A 19,091-nucleotide genomic window follows, 5' to 3' on the forward strand; every position below is an offset into this window, starting at 1 on the left:
TCCAACCACAAGTGGCAGGTCAGCGGGGGTGGAGCAACCACAAGTGGCAGGTCAGCGTCAGTACCAGCCGACGCTCTGGCTGTGCCCCCAGGCGCTGCAGGGGCTGCCGTACCGGTCCTGGATGTAGCCGAGACCCCAGGTGATCTGGGTGACCGGGTTGGTCGCCCAGTCGGAGCCGGCCGAGGCCATCTTGGAGCCGGGCAGTGCCTGCGGGATGCCGTACGCCGACGAGGTCGGGTTGTCGGCGGTGGTGGACCAGTTGGACTCGCGGGTCCAGAGACTGTCCAGGCAGCCGAACTGGTCGCTGGAGAAGCCGAAGTCGCCGAGCAGCGCCCGGGCGATCGTGCGGGGGTCGCCGTCGGCGAGGCGCTCGGTGCGGGTGATCGCGGGGCCGTCGGTCTGGGCCAGCGCGGCCTCCTTCACCGGGTCGGCCTCGGCACGCCGGTCCTCGGAGCGCGAGACGCCCGACTCGTCCCGCTCGGCGAGCTGCTCGGCCGAGAGCGTGGTCATGCCCGCCGCGCTGAGGCTGATCTCCGGTGAGCCGGGCTCGGACGACGCGCTCAGGACCCCACCGGAGACCACCGCACCCGTCGCGGCGACCGCCAGCGACGAGAAGACGAGGGTGCTGCGCAGCGCGCGCTTCGGAGCCTCGACCACAACAGGGGTCGGGGGGAGGTCGCGGTGCTTCGGGACGTACTTCGAACGCGTGGGCACAAGGCTCATGACGTGGAGGGCTTACCGGGGGTAGACGACGGGGGCAAACACCGTGACCTGCGCACAACCCCTACGCAGGTCACGAATTGATCACGGCCACCTTGCCCGAGTACGCCGCGGCCGCGCAAAACAACGCAGCAGAAAGTCGAGCGATGCTGGTCACAATCGCGCATCACCAGCGCCACCAGCCCCGCGAACCCCACTGACCCCAGCAGGTCAGAGGGTTCGCGGGCGCCCGGTGCTCAGACGGTGACGTTCTCCAGCATCTCGGTGACCAGCGCCGCGATCGGCGAGCGCTCCGATCGCGTCAGCGTGACGTGCGCGAAGAGCGGGTGTCCCTTGAGCTTCTCGATCACCGCGACCACGCCGTCGTGCCGGCCGACTCGCAGGTTGTCGCGCTGGGCGACGTCGTGGGTCAGCACCACCTTGGAGTTCGCCCCGATCCGCGAGAGCACGGTCAGCAGCACGTTGCGCTCCAGCGACTGGGCCTCGTCGACGATCACGAAGGAGTCGTGCAGCGACCGCCCGCGGATGTGGGTCAGTGGGAGCACCTCGAGCATCCCGCGGTCCAGGACCTCCTCGATGACGTCCTTGGACGTCATCGCCCCGAGCGTGTCGAAGACCGCCTGCGCCCAGGGCCCCATCTTCTCGGCCTCGGAGCCGGGCAGGTAGCCGAGCTCCTGCCCGCCCACCGCGAAGAGCGGCCGGAAGACGACCACCTTGCTGTGCTGGCGCCGCTCCATCACGGCCTCGAGCCCGGCGCAGAGCGCCATCGCCGACTTGCCGGTGCCGGCCCGACCGCCCAGCGACACGATGCCGACCTCGGGGTCCAGCAGCATCTCGAGCGCGACCCGCTGCTCGGCGGAGCGACCGTGGATGCCGAACGCCTCCCGATCTCCCCGCACGAGGTGCACCTGCTTGTCCGGTCCGACCCGCCCCAGCGCCGTACCCCGCTCGGAGAGCAGGACCAGCCCCTGGTGGCAGGGCATGTCCCGGGCGGCGGCCAGGTCGAGAGTGCCGTCGTCGTACAGCTCGTCGAGGTCGGCGGCCGGTACGTCGAGCTCGGCCATCCCGGTGTAGCCGGTGTCGGAGTCGCTGATCGCCTCCGCGCGGTACTCCTGCGCGTCGAGACCGACCGCCGAGGCCTTGATCCGCAGCGGCAGGTCCTTGGACACCAACGTCACGTTGCGACCCTCGTCGGCCAGGTTCCGGGCCACCGCGAGGATCCGGGTGTCGTTGTCGCCCAGCCGGAAGCCCGAGGGCAGCGAGGTCGGGTCGGTGTGGTTCAGCTCGACCCGCAGCGTTCCCCCCTCCTCCCCGATCGGGATCGGGTTGTCAAGACGCCCGTGCAGCACGCGGAGCTCGTCGAGACTGCGCAGGGCGCTGCGCGCGAAGAAGCCCAGCTCGGGGTGGTTCCGCTTCCCCTCCAGCTCGCTGATCACGACGACCGGCAGCACCACCTCGTGCTCGGCGAACCGCCGCAGGGCGCCCGGGTCGGCGAGCAGCACGCTCGTGTCCAGGACGTAGGTGTGGGCAGGCACGGGCGTGGACTCCGGCGTGGAGGGCTTCGACTTCGTGGGCTGCGTCGTCACGGTGACACCCCTTACGGGTCGCAGCGCGCACTCCACGCCCCGGCCCTAGTTCACAAAGGTTGACCCGGAGCGTGCCCGCAGGCCGGAGTGCCGGCCTCCGTCCTCGCCGCAGGTGGTCACCTGCGGTGCGGTACAGCCGTGAATGCTCACGAGCGGGCCTCCTGGTGCGGCGAGCTTCCCCACTCTCCGCTGATCGAAAAACTACGCCCGCCCGAGGCCGGGATCAGGGCGACACGCCAGAACGCGGGGTGAAGGGACGGCGACGACTCGGGGCCGGATCGACCGAACGTCAGGAGCCGAAGCGGCGCTCGCGCTGGGCGTAGGCCCGGATCGCGCGCAGGAAGTCCACCCGCCGGAAGTCCGGCCAGTAGGCCTCGCAGAAGTAGAACTCGCTGTGCGTGCTCTGCCAGAGCAGGAAGCCGCCCAGGCGCTGCTCGCCCGACGTCCGGATCACCAGGTCGGGGTCGGGCTGGCCGCGGGTGTAGAGGTGATCGGCGATGTGCTCCACGTCGATCACCTCGGCCAGCTCCTCGAGGGTCATCCCCTTGCTGGCCTGCTCCTGCAGCAGGGACCGTACGGCGTCCGCGATCTCGCGCCGGCCGCCGTACCCGACGGCGATGTTGACCAGGATCCCGTCGACGTCCCGGGTCGCCTCGGCAGCGGCCTTGAGCTTCTCGGCCGTGGCCTGCGGCAGCAGGTCGAGCGCCCCGACCGGGTGCAGCCGCCAGCGCTGCTCGTCGGCGAGCGAGGCCACGGCCTCCTCGATGATCCCGAGCAGAGGGGTGAGCTCGGCGGCGGGTCGATTCAGGTTGTCGGTCGAGAGCAACCACAAGGTGACGTGCTCGATGCCGACCTCCTCGCACCAGCCGAGCAGGGGCTCGATGTTGGCGGCGCCCGCGCGGTGGCCGTGCGCGGTGTCGGCTCCGACGGCCTTCGCCCACCGCCGGTTGCCGTCCAGCATCACGCCGATGTGCTTGGGCAGGTTCTCGGTGGGCATCCGGCGCAGCATGCGTCGCTCGTACGCCGGGTAGAGCACCCGTCTGATGCCGCTCTTCCAGTCCGCCACACGCCGATGCTACCGGCGGCTCGCCCGCGTGATGCGCGTGACGTTCACCGCAGTGAATGCGTAGCGCCCCCGTTCGGCGGGTACGGTTCGGGGCATGACCCACTCGATGAACGAGGCGCTGCGGCACGGCCTCGACACGCTCGCCGAGAGCGTGGCCGAGGTGAAACCGAAGCTCCGCGGGTGGATGCACCTCAGCATTGCCCCCCTCACCCTGATCGGCGGGATCGTGCTCATCGCCCTCTCCCCGACCACGATGACCCGGATCGGATCGACCGCCTTCAGCCTGAGCGCGCTGACCCTCTTCACGGTCTCCGCGATCTACCACACCGGCACGTGGTCGCCCCGGACGTGGGCCTTCCTGCGTCGCTTCGACCACGCCAACATCTTCGTGCTGATCGCCGGCTCGTACACACCGCTCACGCTGATCCTGCTCGAGGGCACGCAGCGCACGGCGCTGCTCGTGACCGTGTGGACCTGCGCCGTGCTGGGTGTCCTCTTCCGCGTGTTCTGGACCGACGCTCCCCGCTGGCTCTACACCCCGATCTACATCGCGATGGGCTGGGCGGCCGTCTTCTTCATCCCCGGCTTCGTCGAGGGCGCCTCCACCAAGCTGGGTGCCGGCGTCGGCGCCGCGGTGCTGATCCTGGTCGCCGTCGGCGGCGCGCTCTACACCCTCGGCGGAGTCGTCTACGGCTTCAAGCGGCCCAACCCGTGGCCGCAGTGGTTCGGCTTCCACGAGGTCTTCCACAGCTTCACGATCGTCGCCTTCGTGACCCACTACGTGGGCGTGTCGATGGCGACGTACGCGCTGCGCTGAGCCCCGCGGGGATCAGCCCTTCGGGAGCGTGCTCCCCCGTCCGTGCAGCATCGCGATCAGCGACGCGAGCCTGGCCTCGGCCTTCTCGGTTCGGGTGAAGGTGGTCAGCGCCAGGGCCGGCTTGAAGCGTTGCCGCGCGATCGACTTGGCGTAGGTGAACTCCTTGAGTCCGTCGGGTCCGTGGATCCGGCCGAAGCCGGAGTCACCCACGCCACCGAAGGGCAGGCTGGGGATGGCGGCGAAGGTGATCACGCCGTTGATCGCGGTCATCCCGGCCCGCAGCTGGCTGGCGATCTCCATCCCGCGCGCCTGGGAGAAGACGGTCGAGCCCAGGCCGTAGCGGGTCGCATTGGTCCGGGTGATCGCCTCCTCCATCGAGCGCACCTTCGCCACGGTGATCGTCGGGCCGAAGGTCTCCTCCTGGACGGCGAGCGAGTGCTCGGGAACGTCGACGAGGATCGTCGGCTGCACGAAGCGCTCCCCCACCGCCTCCACCCCTCCGAGTACGGCGCGCCCGCCCTGGTCGAGCGCGTCCTGGATGTGGCTGCGGATCAGCGCCAGCTGGCTGGGCATCGTGATCGGGCCGATCTGGGCGCCCGCGTCCGCGTCGGCGCGCAGCCCGCGCGCCTGCTCGGTCAGCACCTCGACGAACCGGTCGTAGACCCGCTCGTGGACGTAGGCGCGCTCCACCCCGATGCAGGTCTGGCCGGCGTTGCTGCACGCCCCCCACAGGGCGGCGTCGGCGGCCGCCACGATGTCGGCGTCCTCGTCGACGATGATCGCGTCCTTGCCGCCTGCCTCGATGATCACCGGGGTCAGCGACTCGGCACAGGCGGCCATCACCCGCTTGCCCGTCGCCGTCGAGCCGGTGAAGGCGACCTTGTCCACGCCCGCGCGACACAGGGCTGCGCCGGTCTCCCCCAGCCCGGTGACGACCTGGAGCACCGGTCGGCCCACGGCCTCGGTGAACGTCCTGGCCAGCCACTCGCCCACCCCGGGCGTGTACTCGCTGGGCTTGAAGACGACCGCGTTCCCGGCGGCAAGCGCGTAGACGATCGAGCCCATCGGGGTGAAGGCCGGGTAGTTCCACGGTCCGATCACGCCGATCACGCCGAGCGGCGCGTACTCCACGGTGGCGACCTGGTTGGCCATGATCATCCCGGACGGCACGCGCCGCCGCCCGAGCACCTTGCGCGCGTGCGACGCCGCCCAGGCGAGGTGGTCGATGGCGAGGCTGGCCTCGAGCATCGCGTCGCCGTGCGGCTTGCCGGTCTCGAGGTGCATGATCCCGGCGAGCTGGGCCAGGCGGCGGGTCATCGCCCCCTTCCAGGTGTTCAGGTGCCGCTCGCGCTCGGCGTACGACAGCGCCGACCACCACACGGCCTCCTCGCGGGCGCGCTCGACGGCCGCGCGGATCTCGGCCTCGGTGTGGATCGGGTGGGTGCCGACGACGTCGCCGGTCGCCGGGTTCAGCGAGTCGAACGTCGCCCGGCTGCCCGGGTCGGCCTGCGGGTCGGTCTCCAGCTGGGTCATCGAGCGCTCCTGATCTGGTCGGCGGTCTTCTCGGCCACCATGACGGTGGGGGCGTGGGTGTTTCCCCGCGGGACGGCCGGCATCACCGAGGCGTCCACCACGCGGAGGCCCTCGACTCCGCGGACCTTGAGGTCGGCATCCACGACCGAGTCCTCGCCGGAGCCCATCGCGCAGGTCGACACCGGGTGGTAGAGCGTCTGCGTCCAGGTGCGGATGTGCTCCAGCAAATCCTCGTCGGAGGGGTTCTCGGGCAGCCGCCAGGGGCGGTCCAGGAACCTGCTGACCGGCCCCTGCGTGCAGATCTCCCAGGTACGACGCGCACCGGCGAGCAGGGCGTCGAGGTCGGTCTGGTCCTCGAGGTAGGCGGCGTCGATCTCCGGGTGCCAGCCGGGGTCGGCGGAGCGGAGCCGGATCGAGCCGCGACTCTGCACCGAGACCAGGGTGGGCGCCGCGGTGAACATCCGGCTGGTCGGTTCGTTGAACCCGTTGTCGTAGAAGCCCGACGGCGCCGAGTGGATCTGGATGTCGGGCGCGGCCAGCCCCTCCCGACTGGCGAAGAACGCACCGGCCTCACCGACGTTCGAGGAGAGCGGGCCGGTGCCGCGGGCCTTCCAGCGGGCGAAGTTCCGCAGGGTGCTCAGCTGGGCCAGATCGGTCGTGTCGCGGGTGTGCCAGAGCATCGGCACGACCGGGTGGTCCTGCAGGTTGGCGCCGACCCCGGGAAGGTCGACCCGGACCCCGATGCCCACCTCGGCGAGGTGGTTGCCCGGCCCGATCCCGGAGAGCATCAAGAGCTGGGGGCTGTTGATCGCACCCCCGCTGAGGAGCACCTCGCGGCGCGCGTGCACGGTGTGCTCGCTCCCGCCCTGCCGGAAGCTGACGCCACGGGCCCGGTCGCCCTCGAGCTCGATCCGGGTGGCGAGGGCGCCGGTGCTGACGGTCAGGTTGGCGCGGCCGCGCGCAGGCTTGAGATAGGCCTCGTTCGTCGACCAACGTCGACCGCCCTTGCAGGTCACCTGGTAGAGCCCGGCTCCCTCCTGCGTGGCGCCGTTGAAGTCGTCGCTCGGCTTCAGGCCGGCGCCGACGGCGCTGGCCACGAAGGCGTGGCTGAGCTCGTGGGTGTAGTTCCGGTCCTCGACGCGCAACGGTCCGCTGCGGCCGTGGAAGGCGCCGCCGAGCCGGGTGTTGCCCTCGGACTTCTTGAAGTACGGCAGGACGTCGTCGTACCCCCAGCCCTCGGCACCGTAGGTGTCGCGCCACGCGTCGTAGTCGGCACGGTGACCACGGATGTAGATCATCGCGTTCATCGAGGAGCACCCGCCGAGCGCCTTCATCCGCGGCCAGTAGGCGCGCCGGCCGTGGAGCTGCTTCTGCTCGGTGGTGGTGTAGTTCCAGTCCCACTTGGTCCGGAACATCGAGGGGAAGGCCGCCGGGATCGAGATCTCGTCGGCTTCGGCCTCGCCCCCGGCCTCGAGCAGGAGCACCGTGACCCCGGGGTCCTCGCTCAGCCGGGCAGCGAGGACGGCGCCGGCGCTGCCGGCCCCGACGATCACGTAGTCGAAGCTGTCCTGGGTCATGCAGAGCCTCCCCGTGTGACGTGGTGCTGCGAACCTACCCGCCAGCGGGTCCGGCGTGGAGTCGTCCCACGACGGCAGCGGCCGTGGCCCTGGCCGAGGGCCCGACGCCGACCAGGGTGGCCGAGGCGGGCCCGGTCCAGTCGCCGTACCCGACGAGGAAGACCCGCGGCTCCTCGACGGCCTGCGTGCCGGACGGACCGTCCACCGCCACCCGACCGTCCGGACCGCGGAGTCCGAGCGGGGCGAGGTGACGCAGGGCGGGCCGGAATCCGGTGCACCAGATCACCACGTCCGCAAGCTCCTCACGACCGTCCGGCCAGGCCACCCCGGTCGGGGTCATCCGGCTGAACATCGGCCGCACCTCGTCGAGAACCCCCCGGTCCCGGGCCTCGCGGACCTCGGGCACCATCACGATGTCGCCGAGGCCGCCGACCCCGCCGTGCTCGCGTCCCTCGTCCAGCGCCCGGAGCCGGGCGGTCGCGGCAGCGAAGAGGTCGCGGCCGTCCACGTCGTCGGGCAGGAACCGCGGGGGCCGCCGGGTCACCCACGTGGTCGTGGCCGTGGTCGACACCTCGGCCACGATCTGGGCGGCCGAGTTGCCGCCCCCGACGACCACGACCCGCCGGCCGGCCAGGTCCTCGGGGCGCCGGTAGTCCGCCGCGTGCAGCTGAAGGCCCGCGAAGAGGTCCGAGCCGGCGATCGACGGTCGAAAGGGGCTCTCCCAGGTGCCGGTGGCCGAGACCACCGCCCTCGTCGCGATGCGCGAGGTGCTCGCCTCGACGACGAGGTCCCCGTCCGGGTCCTCGTCGGCACGCCGTACGGCGAGGACCCGGTGCGGTCGGAGCACGGAGAGGGAGTAGCGCTTCTCGTACTCGGTCAGGTAGCCGACCACGTGCGCGCGGGGCGGATACCCGTGGGTGCGGTCGTCCCACGGCGGCATCATCCACCCGGGCAGCGAGGACGCGGTGGAGGGCGAGAAGAGCCGGAGCCGCTCCCACATCCGCGGCCAGGCACCACCGGGCGACTCGGCGGCATCGAGGACGACGAAGTCGTCGCCGGGGACCAGCCCGGCCCGACGCAGGTAGAAGCTCGTCGCCAGCCCGGCCTGACCAGCGCCGACCACGACCGCCTGGGCGCGGGTCGGCAGGGAGCGCATGGGCCGAGCGTAGGGGCCGGGCGTAGGGGGCCGTCCCCGCCCCGGGCTTGCCCCTATAGATGAGAATGATTATCATTTCCGCAATATCCCTCCTCCGAAGGAGACACCATGCGCCACCCGGTCGTCCTGGTCACCGGCATCGACCCCCTCGTCACCGAGACCTTCAGCGTCGGACTGCTGTGGGACCTGCCCGGGGCCGTCTCCGTGCGTCACCGGATCGACCCGGTGGCGCAGTCGCTCACCCGGGTGGTCAGCGACGCCGGCGGCACCGTCGAGCAGGAGACGGTGGACCTGACCGACCAGTGCGTGTCGTGCGCGGTGCGGGACGACGTCCTCGCCACCCTCGGCCGCGTCGCCGGCGAGGGTCGGTGGCGCAGTGTCGTCGCCCACCTGCCCGTCGGCGTCGAGGCACGCCACGTCTGCGCGGGCGTGGCCGACGACACCCGCCTGGCCCGCCAGCTCCGGATCACCTCGGTGGTGACCGCCCTGGACGGCGCCCGCCTCGAGGACGACCTGCTCGGCGACGACCTGCTGCGCGAACGCGACCTGCACAGCGGCCCCGGTGACGCCCGGGGAGCGGCCGAGACCGCCGCCGGCATGGTCGAGTACGCCGACGTGGTCGCCGTGGTCGGGTCCGCGGACGAGCCAGGGGTGGACCTCGTGCGTACCCTGGCCCGCCCGGACGCGCACGTCCTGTGCGAGGGCGAGCTGCTCGACCCCGGGCTGGCCACCAGCGGCCGCCAGCACGTCCACGCCCGCACCCTGGCCTGGGTCGCCCCCGACCGACGGGTACTGCTCCCCCAACGTCGCGGCGACGCGGCCTGGACGGTGGACCTGCGCTCCGAACGGCCCTTCCACCCCGAGCGTCTGCTGGAGAACATCGCCGACCTGGGCGAGGGCCGACACCGCTCGCGTGGCTGCTTCTGGCTGCCCACCCGGCCGCACACGATGAGCGAGTGGGCCGGTGCGGGCGGTCAGCTGAGCGTCGGCAACGCCGGCCCCTGGCTGAGCGGCCGACCCGCGATGACCCGGATCGTCCTGACCGGCACCGGCGCCCCGCCGGCCTCCCTCGAGCCCGCCTTCCACCGCCTGCTGCTCAGCGACGCCGAGATCGCCGCCCGTGGGGTGGTCTGGGAGGCCGACGAGGACGGCCTCGAGCCCTGGCTGGGCCCGCTGCGTCGGATCGCCTGACGAGCGCGGGCCCAGCCCGCACTCACCCGCCGAAGAAGTTCGACAGCGCCGGCACCCGTCGTAGCACCGCCTGGTCCAGGACCAGTCACGGCCGGGCCCCGGATCCGGCGGTTAAGGCCGTGCGCTCGCCGTGTCTGGCAGTGACCCGACCTTTCGGACCGTGCTTCAATCGCCGGTATGGACGTTGAATCTTGGGACACGCGTTACGCCGCGACCGACCTCGTGTGGTCGGCTGCGCCCAACCAGTTCGTCGCCGACGGACTGGCCGACCTTCCACCGGGTCGGGCGCTCGACCTGGCGGCCGGGGAGGGTCGCAACGCCATCTGGCTGGCCGGTCGCGGCTGGGACGTCACCGCACTGGACTTCTCGAAGGTCGCTCTCGACAAGGGCCGGGCAGTCGCCGAGGCCCAGGGCCTCGGCGACCCGATCACCTGGCTGCAGGCCGACGCCACCACGTGGCGGGCGGACTCGTCGTACGACCTGGTCGTGGTGGCCTACCTGCAGCTGCCCCCGGACCAGCGACGGGCCGCGCACCGGCACGCCTTCGCCGCCCTCGAGGTCGGCGGCACGTTCTTCCTGGTCGCGCACGACTCGACCAACCTGGTCGAGGGCACCGGCGGCCCCCAGGACCCGATGGTGCTGATGGAGGCCGACGACGTCCTCTCCGACCTGGGCGGGTCGACCTTCGACGTGATCCGGGCCGAACGCATCGCCCGCGTGGTCGAGAGCGGACACCACGGCGAGCCGGACCGCACGGCGTACGACTGCCTGGTGCGCGTCGTCCGCACCGCCTGACGCCCCACCACCGCCCGGGGATCAGCCCCGGCCGGGGACCATCGGCGTCACGGTCACGGTCGCGTGCACGAAGGCGTGGTCGGTGGCGGCCGGGATCGGGGCGCCGTAGTCGACCGAGTGCCCGGAGAAGGCGACGCCGCCGCCCCCCATCACCCAGTCGATCTTGATCGGCCCGGCCCCCACGCTGCAGCCGCCGGCTGCGTTGCCGCCGTTGGAGCCGACCATGCCGGTGGCCGCTGCGACCCGGCAGAAGAACTCGGTGTGCTCGTTGGTGTCGCCCACCAGCAGCACCGGGCGCCCGGTGGCCCGCAGCCGGTTGACCAGGGCGATCTCGGCCCCGGTGGCGGCGTCGCGCTCGGCCTCCAGGTTCCTGGGCGAGTTGTGCACGTCGATCACGTAGAACTCGCCCTGGGTCGCGCGGTTGCGCAGCAGGACGTAGGGCACCGGCCGCGTCTGGCGGTCGAAGACCGTGGTGATCGAGCCGGTGTCCACCAGCTCGAAGAGGTCGTTGCGGAAGGCGATCTGGAGCCGGACACCGTTGTTGCCCAGCGCCTGGCCGGGCCAGATCGTGTAGCCGCCGAGCCGGCTGCGCAGCACGGCGAGCTGGTCGTCCTGCACCTCCTGGAGACCGACGACGTCGACGCCGCGACCGAGAATGGCGTCGGCGAGCATGCCGGCCCGCGAGGTGCCGGGACCGTAGCGACGACTGCCCCGGGTGTGCTGGCTGCCGAGAACGTTGAGGGTGCCGATCTGGAACGTGAACGGCGTTCCCGGGGTGGGCGGCGGCGGCAGCTTGCGGATCGGTGCGCCTGCCGGCTTCACCTGGTACGGCGGGAGGGTGTCGCTCGAGGCCGAGCGGGCCCGGACCAGCCCGCGTCCGATGCTGCGCGACACGTCGACCTGGCGGGCCGTGACCTGGGACTCCACCGCCAGCACCACCGGCTGCTCCACCGCCGTGAGCTCGGGCGCGGCCCCCCGATGCGGAGCCACCAGCACTCCCACCAGCACGGCCAGCACCGTCAGGACGGTGGCCGTGAGCAGCAGGCTGCGGGAGCGGAGGGGGCGGTGACGCACCGCAGCAGGGTACCGATCCTCGACGCGACGCGCCCATCGTCGTCGGCCGACCCGGGAACGACCCCCGGGTCGTGTGACGAGATCGACATCCCTCGCGTCACAGGAGTCCCGAGGCCACCTTGGGTCGCATCCGGACATCGGCGTGCACCAGGTTGTGGTCGCTGGCCCGGCGGACCAGGCCGCCGCTGAGCCAGCCGTAGTCGGTGAAGTCGAACGCTCCGCCACCCATGATCCAGTCGATGAGCATCCGCCCCGGAGGCGGCGTGCACTTCTTCGGGGTGGCCGAGCCACCGTGCGGGGCGCGCAGGTCGGTCCTGGCGGCCATCTTGCAGAACCACTCGGTGTGCTCGTTGGTGTCGCCGATGGCGAAGACCGACGGGCCACGGGCCCGCAGCTTCTTGACGAGCTTGATCTCGCGACGGGTGGCCGAGTCCCGCTCGTGCTCGAGGTTGCGCGCGGAGTTGTGCAGGTTGACCACGTAGAGCTTGCGCTTGGTCGTGCGCTCGCGCAGCAGCACCCACGGCACCGGCCGGCGCTGACGGTCGAAGGCGGTGATGATCTTCCCGGTCCGGAGCAGGGCGAAGCGGTCGTTCCGGAACGCGATCTGCAACCGCAGGCCGCCGCCGCCGAGCGCGGTGCCGGGCCAGATCGTGTGGCCGGCCAGCTTGCGACGCAGCACGGCCAGCTGGTCGCTCTGCACCTCCTGCATGCCGACGACGTCGATGCCCTCCCTGCGGATCAGCTTCGCGGTCATCCGGGCCCGCTTCACGCCCGGGCCCCACCCACCGGGGCCCCGGGTGTGCTGGCTGCCCAGGATGTTGAACGTGGCGATCCGGAACGAGTCCGCGGCCGACGGCTCCAGGACCGCACCGAGCGGCGGCCCATCGGCGTACGACGGGGCGGCGGGGCCGGCCAGCGACGTGAGCGAGGTCGCAGCGACGGCGAGCACCGCCACCAGGGCGGAACGGACACGGGGAGTCGATCGAGTGACAGGCACGACGTGAGCGTCGGCGCCCCCGCACCCTCACCTTGAGCGGACCACCGCAGCATGACCATCGGAGTACGGCAATGGCCCGAACGGGTCATGCCCGAGGGGGCTGCCCGCCCCTCAAGAAGCGCGATCTCAGCGCGAGGAGGGGTCCTCGGGGTCGACCTCGTCCGTCACGGGCTCGTCACCGAAGGCGCCGGCGTCACGGGCCGCCTGGGCCCGACGGAGCTGCTTGACCAGGCTGAGCCCCAGCACCACCACGGCCGCACCGAGCAGCAGGAACATCGCGAAGGCGGTCCAGCCGGCCTTGACGTCCTCGGGCTCGGGGCCCTGCTCCGTCAGGCGGACGAGAACCTCGGTGACCGAGAGCGTGATCAGGGAGAGCGACATGGTGGAAGTCTCTCAGGAGGGGTCGACGATCCCGGCGAAGAGGTCGTCCTCGGGGGTCTGCGAGGCGACGTGGCTCACCACGAGCTCGAAGTCCTCGGTCGGCCAGACCTTCTCCTGGATCTCGCGCGGGATCGCGAACCAGAAGCCGTCGGGGTCGATCTGGGTGGCGTGGGCGAGCAGGGCCTGGTCGCGGACGCCGAAGTACTCGCCGCACGGCACCCGGGTGGTGATCCGGGCGTCCCACTCGGGCTCGGGCTTCCACTCCTTGAGCCGCTCGGCCCACGGCGACTCGAGGTCGTGGGCGAGCATCGCCTCGTGCAGGGCCACCATCCGGGGCCGGTTGAACGAGTGGTGGTAGTAGAGCTTCAGCGGCTGCCAGGGCTCGCCGAGATCGGGGTAGCGCTCCGGGTCGCCGGCCGCGTGGAACGCCTCGACCGCCACCTCGTGGCACTTGATGTGGTCGGGGTGCGGGTACCCACCGCGCTCGTCGTACGTCGTCAGCACGTGCGGACGGAACTCGCGGATCAGCCGCACGAGGGGGGCGGCCGCCTCCTCGAGCGGGACCAGGGCGAAGCACCCCTCGGGCAGCGGCGGCTTGGGGTCGCCGTCGGGCCAGCCGGAGTCGACGAAGCCCAACCAGTCCTGCCGGATGCCGAGGATGTCGCGGGCCCGCTCCATCTCCTGGCGCCGGATCTCGGTGATGTTCTCGAGGATGTCGGGACGGTCCATCTTCGGGTTGAGGATCGAGCCGCGTTCCCCGCCGGTGCAGGTCGCGACGTGGACGTCGACGCCCTCGGCGACGTAGCGGGCCGTCGACGCGGCGCCCTTGCTCGACTCGTCGTCGGGGTGGGCGTGCACGTGCATCAACCGGTATCCGGCGCGAGGACCGGGAAGGGGGGCGTGCGACATGGCCTCAATCCTAGGTGGGACCATGGACGCGTGACGTCACAGGAGGAGCTGGCCGCCCGCTACGGGTCGTCCGCCCCCTGGCGCCGGCGTACGGCGATCGTCCTCACGACCGTCGTCGGCCTCGCGTTCCTGGGGTGGCTGGGCTGGACGGCGTGGGAGCACTCCACCCCCGACGTCAGCTCCGACATGGTCGGCTTCCGGGTGGTCGACGAGCACACCGCGACCGCGACGGTCCGGGTCCGACTCAAGGACGAGGAGGTCGTCGCCACCTGCGTGCTGCGCGCGTTCGCCGAGGACCACACCGTGGTCGGCGAGTCGGCGTTCACCCCGGGCTACGACGACCCGCAACCGATCGAGGAGACCGTGCGGACCGAACGGCGTGCGACCTCGGTCGAGCTGGTGGGCTGCACGGCCCCCGACCAGGCACGCCCCCGCTGAGCGGCCCCGGCACCGCCTGACCTGTTCTGGCCTGCAGGATCAGGGGGAACTTGTTATCCTCGACGATCTGATCGTCCCGCAGGGCCGTCACAGCACGAGTCCGAGCATCTCGGGCCTCCGGACCGGGACGACAGTCCAGACCAGCACCATGGGTGGGCCACGCCCCACCCAGTCCTACCCACGACGCAACGGCAGGAGTACGAGCATGACGCAGCCGACCGAGCAGGGCACCGTATGGCTGACCCAGGAGGCCTTCGACAAGCTCGAGGCCGAGCTGGCGAACCTCAAGGGGCCGATGCGCCAGGAGGTCATCGCCCGGATCAGCGCCGCCCGCGACGAGGGTGACCTGAAGGAGAACGGCGGCTACCACGCCGCCCGCGACGAGCAGGGCAAGCTCGAGGGCCGGATCCGCCAGCTCGAGGACATCATCCGTCGCGCCCAGGTCGGCGAGACCCCGGCCGACGACGGCGTCGTCGAGCCCGGCATGAAGGTGACCTACCGCTTCGTCGGCGACGACGAGACCACGACGTTCCTCCTCGGCGCCCGCGAGATCGACGACGACGAGCTCGAGGTGTTCTCGCCGCAGTCGCCGCTGGGCTCCGCGATCATCGGCTCCTCCAAGGGCGACACCGTGAGCTACACGGCGCCCAACGGCAAGGAGCTCAAGGTCGAGATCGTCGACGCGGTTCCCTACGCCGGCTGACCATCTCGCCGACCGGCCACCGGATCACTCGAAGACCCGGTAGCCCCGCTCACGCAGGCGCGCCCGCACCTTCTCGGTGTGCGGCGCGCCTCGTGTCTCCAGCTGCAGGTGCACCTCGACCTCGTCGAGGTGGAGCGACGGTGAGTTCCGCTCGTGCACGACCTCGAGCACGTTCGCACCCACCGAACCGACGTCGGTGAGCAGCCGGGCCAGGCCACCGGGCAGGTCCGGGATGCAGACCCGCAGGTTGAGGTAGCGCCCGGCGGCGGACATGCCGTGCCGGATCACCTTGCCCAGCAGCAAGGGGTCGATGTTCCCGCCGGAGAGCAGCGCGACCGTGGGCCTGTCGAACGCCTCGGGGTCGTCCAGGATCGCGGCCACGGCGGCGGCGCCGGCGGGCTCGACGATCATCTTGGCCCGCTCGACCAGGGCGAGCAGCGCTCGGGACAGCGAGTCCTCGGAGACCGTCAGGATCTCGTCGACGTGCTCGCGGACCGCGGCGAAGGTGAGCTCCCCGGGCAGGCCCACCGCGATGCCGTCGGCCATGGTCTTCATCGACTCCAGCGCCACCGGGTGCCCCTGCGCCAACGAGTCCGGGTACGCCGCCGCCCCCGCCGCCTGCACGCCCACGACCCGCACGTCGGGTCGCAGCGCCTTGACCGCGATCGCGATCCCGGCGAGCAGCCCGCCGCCGCCGGTGGGGACCAGGATCGTCTCGACATCGGGCCGCTGCTCGAGGATCTCGAGGCCGACCGTGCCCTGGCCGGCGATGATGTCCTCGTGGTCGAAGGGGTGGATCAGGATCGCCCCGGTCTCGGCTGCGAACGCCTTGGCCGCCACCAGTGCATCCTCGAGGTAGCGGCCCTCGAAGACCACGTCCGCGCCGTACGCCCGGGTCGCCTTCTCCTTGGGGATCGGCGCACCCTCCGGCATGAACACCGTGGAGGCGATCCCCAACGTGGAGGCGGCCAGCGCCACCCCCTGCGCATGGTTGCCGGCGGAGGCGGCGACGACACCGCGGGCCCGCTCCTCCTCGCTCAGGTTGGCGATCCGCAGGTAGGCCCCCCGCGCCTTGAACGAGCCGGTGCGCTGGAGGTTCTCGCACTTGAGGCCGACCGGGGCGCCCACCATCGTGGAGAGCCAGCGGGACTCCTCCATCGGCGTCACGATCGCCATGTCCGCGAGCACCTCGCGGGCGGCCAGGATGTCCGCCAGGCTGACGGTTGCGGTCGGGTCAGTCATTCTCCTCGACTCCCCCCGCTCCCAGCTCGGCGTAGTCCTCGTCCAGCTCCTCCCGTGCATCGTCCCCAGGGTCGGTGTAGGAGGCGAGGTGCTGCACGACCGCGTTCACCGCAGCCGCGAGCGGTACGGCGACCAGGGCGCCGGCGATGCCGGCCACCAGGACACCGCAGCCCAGCGCGAGGATGATCCCGAGCGGGTGCAGCGAGACCCACCGGCCCATCAGGAAGGGCTGCAGGACGTGGCCCTCGATCTGCTGCACGACGATGACGCCGGCCAGCATCAGCAGGGCGGTGACCGGCCCCTGGTCCACCAGCGCGACCAGGATCGCGACCGTGCCGGCGACGGTGGCGCCCACCATCGGGACGAAGGCGCCGAGGAAGACGAGCACGCCGATGGCGAGGACGAACGGCACCTGGAGCACCGCGGCCACGATCATGATGCCGATGGCATCGGCCAGGGCCACGATCACCGTGGCCCGGACGAACTGGGTCAACGAGATCCAGGCGACCCGCCCGGAGCTGTCCACGTGGCGGCGGCCGGCACGCGGGGAGAGCCGCACGATCCAGGCCCAGATCCGGTCGCCGTCAGCGAGGAAGAAGTAGAGCGAGAAGAGCACGATGAAGAAGCCGGCGAGGACGTGCCCCAGGGCCGTGCCGACCTCGCCGACGCGGCTCAGGATCGAATCGCCCTCGGTGGGGGTGATCGCCTTCTGCATCCGGTCGATGTAGGTGTTGATCTGGGAGTCGCTGGCCTTGAGCGGCCCGTCCCGGAGCCAGTCCTTGATCTGCCCCAGCCCCGCGACCACCTGGGCGGCCAGGTCGTTGGCGCCGTTGGCGACCTGCTGGCCGGCGAAGGTGAGCAGCGCAGCGACCACGGTCAGGCCGGTGACCACCACCAGGATCGAGGAGACCCCGCGTGGCACCCCGATCCGGACGAGGCCGGCGACCACCGGGCTGACCAGGGCCGCGATCAGCAGCGCGATCACGACGGGGAGGACGATCACCGACAGGAAGCCGACCACCTGGGCGACGACGTAGCCGGCGGCCACGATGACCAGGAAGCGCCACGACCACGAGGCCGCCAGGTCCACACCCCACGGCACCTGGGCGCGGCCGTAGTTTGACGGACCGGCCGCGATCGGAGTCGGGGCGCCACGGCGTTCGTCGCGCAGCTGTGCCCACTGCTGGGCCAGTCGCTGGGCGAGGCCGTCGTCGTCCTCGAAGAGCCTCGGGATCGGCAGGCGGCGCCGGGACTCGAGGTTCGGCGGCGAGGAGTCGTCGGTCTCGTGCGGGATCCGGTCCTCGGGGTGCTCACCGATGGGGCCGTCAGCGTCGTTGCTCACTGCGACAGGCTACCCATGGGGTCCTCGACCAACCGACGAGCCAGCCGGTACGCCGCGTCGGGGTGGCGGTCGACCAGCAGACCGGCCGCCGCGAGCACGTAGTCGGTGTCCACCACGACGTCGGGACGACGCGGCAGCTGCCAGCCGTCGGCCAGGTCCTCCCCCGTGCTGCCGGCCAGGACCCGGCCGGCCACACCGGGGCGGCCGTGGCGCAGCACGCCTCCGGAGCCCACCAGCAGGTCGACCTCGCGCAGGTCCTTGCCGGTTCGCTCGACGACCCGCCCCTCGGGGCTGACCACGACCCGGGAGCGCCCGGCGTGCCGGCGCAGCGCGAGCCCGATCGCGGCGGCCGCGATCGCCTCGTCCTGGTCGTGCTCCTCGGGAGTCGAGGGCAGGAACGCCGGGTCCTCGTGGCGTCGGGCGGCTGCGTCGGCGAGCTCGGCGAGTTCGGCCGCCTCGACGGTGCTGACCGCGGACCAGCGCATGCCCAGGTCCCCTTCGACCGTCCGCGTGACCGGGGTGGTCGCGACGACCTCACGGGCCAGCCCACCCTCGGTGAGGCCGGTGTCGGGATCGATCTCGACCACGCTGTGCACGTCGGTGGTCGCGCCGCCGATGTCGACGACCACGACGTCGCCGACCCCGGGTCGGTCGTCGTCGAGGCCGCGAGCCAACAGCTCGACCCCGGTCAGCACCACGTCCGGGGTGGCGCCGCGGACCATCGCGGTGAAGTCGGCCCGGGCGCTCAGGTGCTTGCCCCCGATCACGTGGGCCAGGAACATCTCGCGGATCGCTGCCCGCGCCGAGTCGGGCGCCAGCACACCGATCCGGGGTACGACGTTGTCGGCCAGCACGTGCGGCAGGGTGCCGAGGATCGTTGCCACCTCGTCGCGGGCCTCGACGTTGCCGGCCACCACCACCGGGCCGCGCCAGCCGGTCGCGACGAGGTCGCGCGCGGCCGCCAGGAGCACCTCGGCGTTGCCGCCGTCGGTGCCACCGGTGAGCAGGACGACGTCCGGTCGGGTGGAGTCGACCAGGGCGGCGAACCCCGTACGGGAGGCCACCGGATCGGCGGCGGCGATCACGCCCACCACCCGGCCGCCGCTGGAGAGCGCGACGCGACGCCCGGCCTCGGCGGTCACCAGCTCCTCCGCACCGACGACCGCGATCCGCAGTCCGCCGCCGGCGCTGGAGCAGGCCAGCACCTCCGCGCTCGCTGCCCGGGGGTCGGTGTCCGCGAGCTGGGCCAGGCAGGCGTCGTACCCGTCGAGGACGTCGGTGCCGATCGTGGTCGCGTGCTCACCGGCGGCGACGATGCGGCCCTCGGTCAGGTCGACCAGGACCGCCTTGGTGAAGGTGGAGCCGAAGTCGACGCAGAGACAGACGCCTGCGGAGGACTCAGCCGAGGGCACGGTCGAGGTCGGCGATCAGGTCGTCAGCGGTCTCGATGCCGACGCTCAGCCGGATCAGGTCCGGGGGGACCTCGAGGTCGGTGCCGGCCACGCTGGCGTGGGTCATCCGGCCGGGGTGCTCGATCAGCGACTCGACGCCGCCCAGCGACTCA

Annotated in this window: 19 protein-coding genes; 5 read left to right on the forward strand and 14 right to left on the reverse strand. The window is 71.9% G+C overall.

Annotated elements, in window-relative coordinates; translation table 11 throughout:
- Nucleotides 1-57 precede the first annotated feature (57 nt).
- The 3 genes from ABZE72_RS08920 to ABZE72_RS08930 all read right to left on the reverse strand — a co-directional run bounded on the left by ABZE72_RS08920 (nucleotide 58) and on the right by ABZE72_RS08930 (nucleotide 3,372).
- Nucleotides 58-723, reverse strand: a complete 666-nt coding sequence (locus ABZE72_RS08920) for a lytic transglycosylase domain-containing protein (RefSeq protein ID WP_372728669.1) — start codon at nucleotides 721-723, stop codon at nucleotides 58-60.
- Between the two features lie 233 nt (nucleotides 724-956).
- Entirely contained in the window at nucleotides 957-2,330 is a 1,374-nt protein-coding gene (locus ABZE72_RS08925; protein WP_372728686.1) for a PhoH family protein, read from the reverse strand.
- 265 nt (nucleotides 2,331-2,595) lie between these two features.
- On the reverse strand, nucleotides 2,596-3,372 hold the full coding sequence (locus ABZE72_RS08930) for an isoprenyl transferase (protein WP_372728670.1): 777 nt from the start codon (nucleotides 3,370-3,372) through the stop codon (nucleotides 2,596-2,598).
- 94 nt (nucleotides 3,373-3,466) lie between these two features.
- Here ABZE72_RS08930 and ABZE72_RS08935 point away from each other — a divergent pair, with 94 nt between their 5' ends.
- Nucleotides 3,467-4,189 (forward strand): hemolysin III family protein, encoded by a 723-nt coding sequence (locus ABZE72_RS08935; protein WP_372728671.1) that lies wholly within the window; start codon nucleotides 3,467-3,469, stop codon nucleotides 4,187-4,189.
- 12 nt (nucleotides 4,190-4,201) lie between these two features.
- Here ABZE72_RS08935 and ABZE72_RS08940 read toward each other — a convergent pair whose 3' ends face one another.
- Genes ABZE72_RS08940 through ABZE72_RS08950 form a run of 3 tightly spaced genes read right to left on the reverse strand, consistent with a single transcriptional unit; the run spans nucleotide 4,202 to nucleotide 8,455 of the window.
- Nucleotides 4,202-5,722, reverse strand: a complete 1,521-nt coding sequence (locus ABZE72_RS08940; RefSeq protein ID WP_372728672.1) for an aldehyde dehydrogenase family protein — start codon at nucleotides 5,720-5,722, stop codon at nucleotides 4,202-4,204.
- Nucleotides 5,719-7,299, reverse strand: coding sequence for a GMC family oxidoreductase (locus ABZE72_RS08945; protein WP_372728673.1), 1,581 nt, complete (start codon nucleotides 7,297-7,299; stop codon nucleotides 5,719-5,721). Before ABZE72_RS08945 ends, ABZE72_RS08940 begins: the two co-directional genes overlap by 4 nt.
- Before the next feature lie 34 nt (nucleotides 7,300-7,333).
- Nucleotides 7,334-8,455: an ArsO family NAD(P)H-dependent flavin-containing monooxygenase gene (locus ABZE72_RS08950; RefSeq protein WP_372728674.1), complete on the reverse strand. Its 1,122-nt coding sequence runs from the start codon at nucleotides 8,453-8,455 to the stop codon at nucleotides 7,334-7,336.
- Between the two features lie 108 nt (nucleotides 8,456-8,563).
- Here ABZE72_RS08950 and ABZE72_RS08955 point away from each other — a divergent pair, with 108 nt between their 5' ends.
- Both ABZE72_RS08955 and ABZE72_RS08960 read left to right on the forward strand, forming a co-directional pair.
- The gene (locus ABZE72_RS08955) at nucleotides 8,564-9,646 is read left to right on the forward strand and encodes a GTP-binding protein (RefSeq protein ID WP_372728675.1); all 1,083 of its coding nucleotides are present in this window, start codon (nucleotides 8,564-8,566) and stop codon (nucleotides 9,644-9,646) included.
- Nucleotides 9,647-9,823: 177 nt separating this feature from the next.
- Complete coding sequence (locus tag ABZE72_RS08960; protein WP_372728676.1) at nucleotides 9,824-10,441, forward strand: cyclopropane-fatty-acyl-phospholipid synthase family protein; 618 nt, start codon at nucleotides 9,824-9,826, stop codon at nucleotides 10,439-10,441.
- 21 nt (nucleotides 10,442-10,462) lie between these two features.
- On the opposite strand, the gene ABZE72_RS08965 is transcribed toward ABZE72_RS08960, so the two are convergent.
- From ABZE72_RS08965 to mca, 4 genes are all read right to left on the reverse strand, one after another.
- Nucleotides 10,463-11,515 carry an endonuclease/exonuclease/phosphatase family protein gene (locus ABZE72_RS08965; RefSeq protein WP_372728677.1) on the reverse strand — a complete coding sequence of 351 codons (1,053 nt, stop codon included), beginning with the start codon at nucleotides 11,513-11,515 and terminating at the stop codon, nucleotides 10,463-10,465.
- Nucleotides 11,516-11,612: 97 nt separating this feature from the next.
- The gene (locus tag ABZE72_RS08970; protein WP_372728678.1) at nucleotides 11,613-12,512 is read right to left on the reverse strand and encodes an endonuclease/exonuclease/phosphatase family protein; all 900 of its coding nucleotides are present in this window, start codon (nucleotides 12,510-12,512) and stop codon (nucleotides 11,613-11,615) included.
- A 126-nt stretch (nucleotides 12,513-12,638) separates the two neighbouring features.
- Nucleotides 12,639-12,893 carry a hypothetical protein gene (locus ABZE72_RS08975; RefSeq protein WP_372728679.1) on the reverse strand — a complete coding sequence of 85 codons (255 nt, stop codon included), beginning with the start codon at nucleotides 12,891-12,893 and terminating at the stop codon, nucleotides 12,639-12,641.
- A gap of 12 nt (nucleotides 12,894-12,905) precedes the next feature.
- Nucleotides 12,906-13,802 carry a mycothiol conjugate amidase Mca gene (mca, locus tag ABZE72_RS08980; RefSeq protein WP_372728680.1) on the reverse strand — a complete coding sequence of 299 codons (897 nt, stop codon included), beginning with the start codon at nucleotides 13,800-13,802 and terminating at the stop codon, nucleotides 12,906-12,908.
- 30 nt (nucleotides 13,803-13,832) lie between these two features.
- Here mca and ABZE72_RS08985 point away from each other — a divergent pair, with 30 nt between their 5' ends.
- Nucleotides 13,833-14,240 carry a DUF4307 domain-containing protein gene (locus ABZE72_RS08985; RefSeq protein WP_372728681.1) on the forward strand — a complete coding sequence of 136 codons (408 nt, stop codon included), beginning with the start codon at nucleotides 13,833-13,835 and terminating at the stop codon, nucleotides 14,238-14,240.
- A gap of 205 nt (nucleotides 14,241-14,445) precedes the next feature.
- Complete coding sequence (greA, locus tag ABZE72_RS08990) at nucleotides 14,446-14,943, forward strand: transcription elongation factor GreA (RefSeq protein WP_372728682.1); 498 nt, start codon at nucleotides 14,446-14,448, stop codon at nucleotides 14,941-14,943.
- Nucleotides 14,944-14,967: 24 nt separating this feature from the next.
- Here greA and ilvA read toward each other — a convergent pair whose 3' ends face one another.
- From ilvA to ABZE72_RS09010, 4 genes are all read right to left on the reverse strand, one after another.
- Nucleotides 14,968-16,185 (reverse strand): threonine ammonia-lyase, encoded by a 1,218-nt coding sequence (gene ilvA / locus ABZE72_RS08995; RefSeq protein WP_372728683.1) that lies wholly within the window; start codon nucleotides 16,183-16,185, stop codon nucleotides 14,968-14,970.
- Nucleotides 16,178-17,527, reverse strand: a complete 1,350-nt coding sequence (locus ABZE72_RS09000) for an AI-2E family transporter (RefSeq protein ID WP_372728684.1) — start codon at nucleotides 17,525-17,527, stop codon at nucleotides 16,178-16,180. Before ABZE72_RS09000 ends, ilvA begins: the two co-directional genes overlap by 8 nt.
- Nucleotides 17,524-18,939, reverse strand: coding sequence for a glutamate mutase L (locus tag ABZE72_RS09005; protein ID WP_372728685.1), 1,416 nt, complete (start codon nucleotides 18,937-18,939; stop codon nucleotides 17,524-17,526). The genes ABZE72_RS09000 and ABZE72_RS09005 overlap by 4 nt, the downstream gene beginning before the upstream one ends.
- Nucleotides 18,926-19,091: PLP-dependent transferase (locus ABZE72_RS09010; protein ID WP_372728687.1), on the reverse strand; the 166-nt coding region annotated here is incomplete at its 5' end. The genes ABZE72_RS09010 and ABZE72_RS09005, both read right to left, overlap by 14 nt.

It is taken from the genome of Nocardioides sp. (assembly GCF_041600255.1).
Taxonomy (GTDB): Bacteria; Actinomycetota; Actinomycetes; order Propionibacteriales; family Nocardioidaceae; genus Nocardioides.

Bases quoted from the DNA above. Each gene is read 5' to 3' on its own strand.
- ABZE72_RS08920 (WP_372728669.1), bottom strand. From the start codon at position 723: ATGAGCCTTGTGCCCACGCGTTCGAAGTACGTCCCGAAGCACCGCGAC.
- ABZE72_RS08935 (WP_372728671.1), top strand. From the start codon at position 3,467: ATGACCCACTCGATGAACGAGGCGCTGCGGCACGGCCTCGACACGCTC.
- ABZE72_RS08940 (WP_372728672.1), bottom strand. From the start codon at position 5,722: ATGACCCAGCTGGAGACCGACCCGCAGGCCGACCCGGGCAGCCGGGCG.
- ABZE72_RS08945 (WP_372728673.1), bottom strand. From the start codon at position 7,299: ATGACCCAGGACAGCTTCGACTACGTGATCGTCGGGGCCGGCAGCGCC.
- ABZE72_RS08950 (WP_372728674.1), bottom strand. From the start codon at position 8,455: ATGCGCTCCCTGCCGACCCGCGCCCAGGCGGTCGTGGTCGGCGCTGGT.
- ABZE72_RS08955 (WP_372728675.1), top strand. From the start codon at position 8,564: ATGCGCCACCCGGTCGTCCTGGTCACCGGCATCGACCCCCTCGTCACC.
- ABZE72_RS08960 (WP_372728676.1), top strand. From the start codon at position 9,824: ATGGACGTTGAATCTTGGGACACGCGTTACGCCGCGACCGACCTCGTG.
- ABZE72_RS08975 (WP_372728679.1), bottom strand. From the start codon at position 12,893: ATGTCGCTCTCCCTGATCACGCTCTCGGTCACCGAGGTTCTCGTCCGC.
- mca (WP_372728680.1), bottom strand. From the start codon at position 13,802: ATGTCGCACGCCCCCCTTCCCGGTCCTCGCGCCGGATACCGGTTGATG.
- greA (WP_372728682.1), top strand. From the start codon at position 14,446: ATGACGCAGCCGACCGAGCAGGGCACCGTATGGCTGACCCAGGAGGCC.
- ilvA (WP_372728683.1), bottom strand. From the start codon at position 16,185: ATGACTGACCCGACCGCAACCGTCAGCCTGGCGGACATCCTGGCCGCC.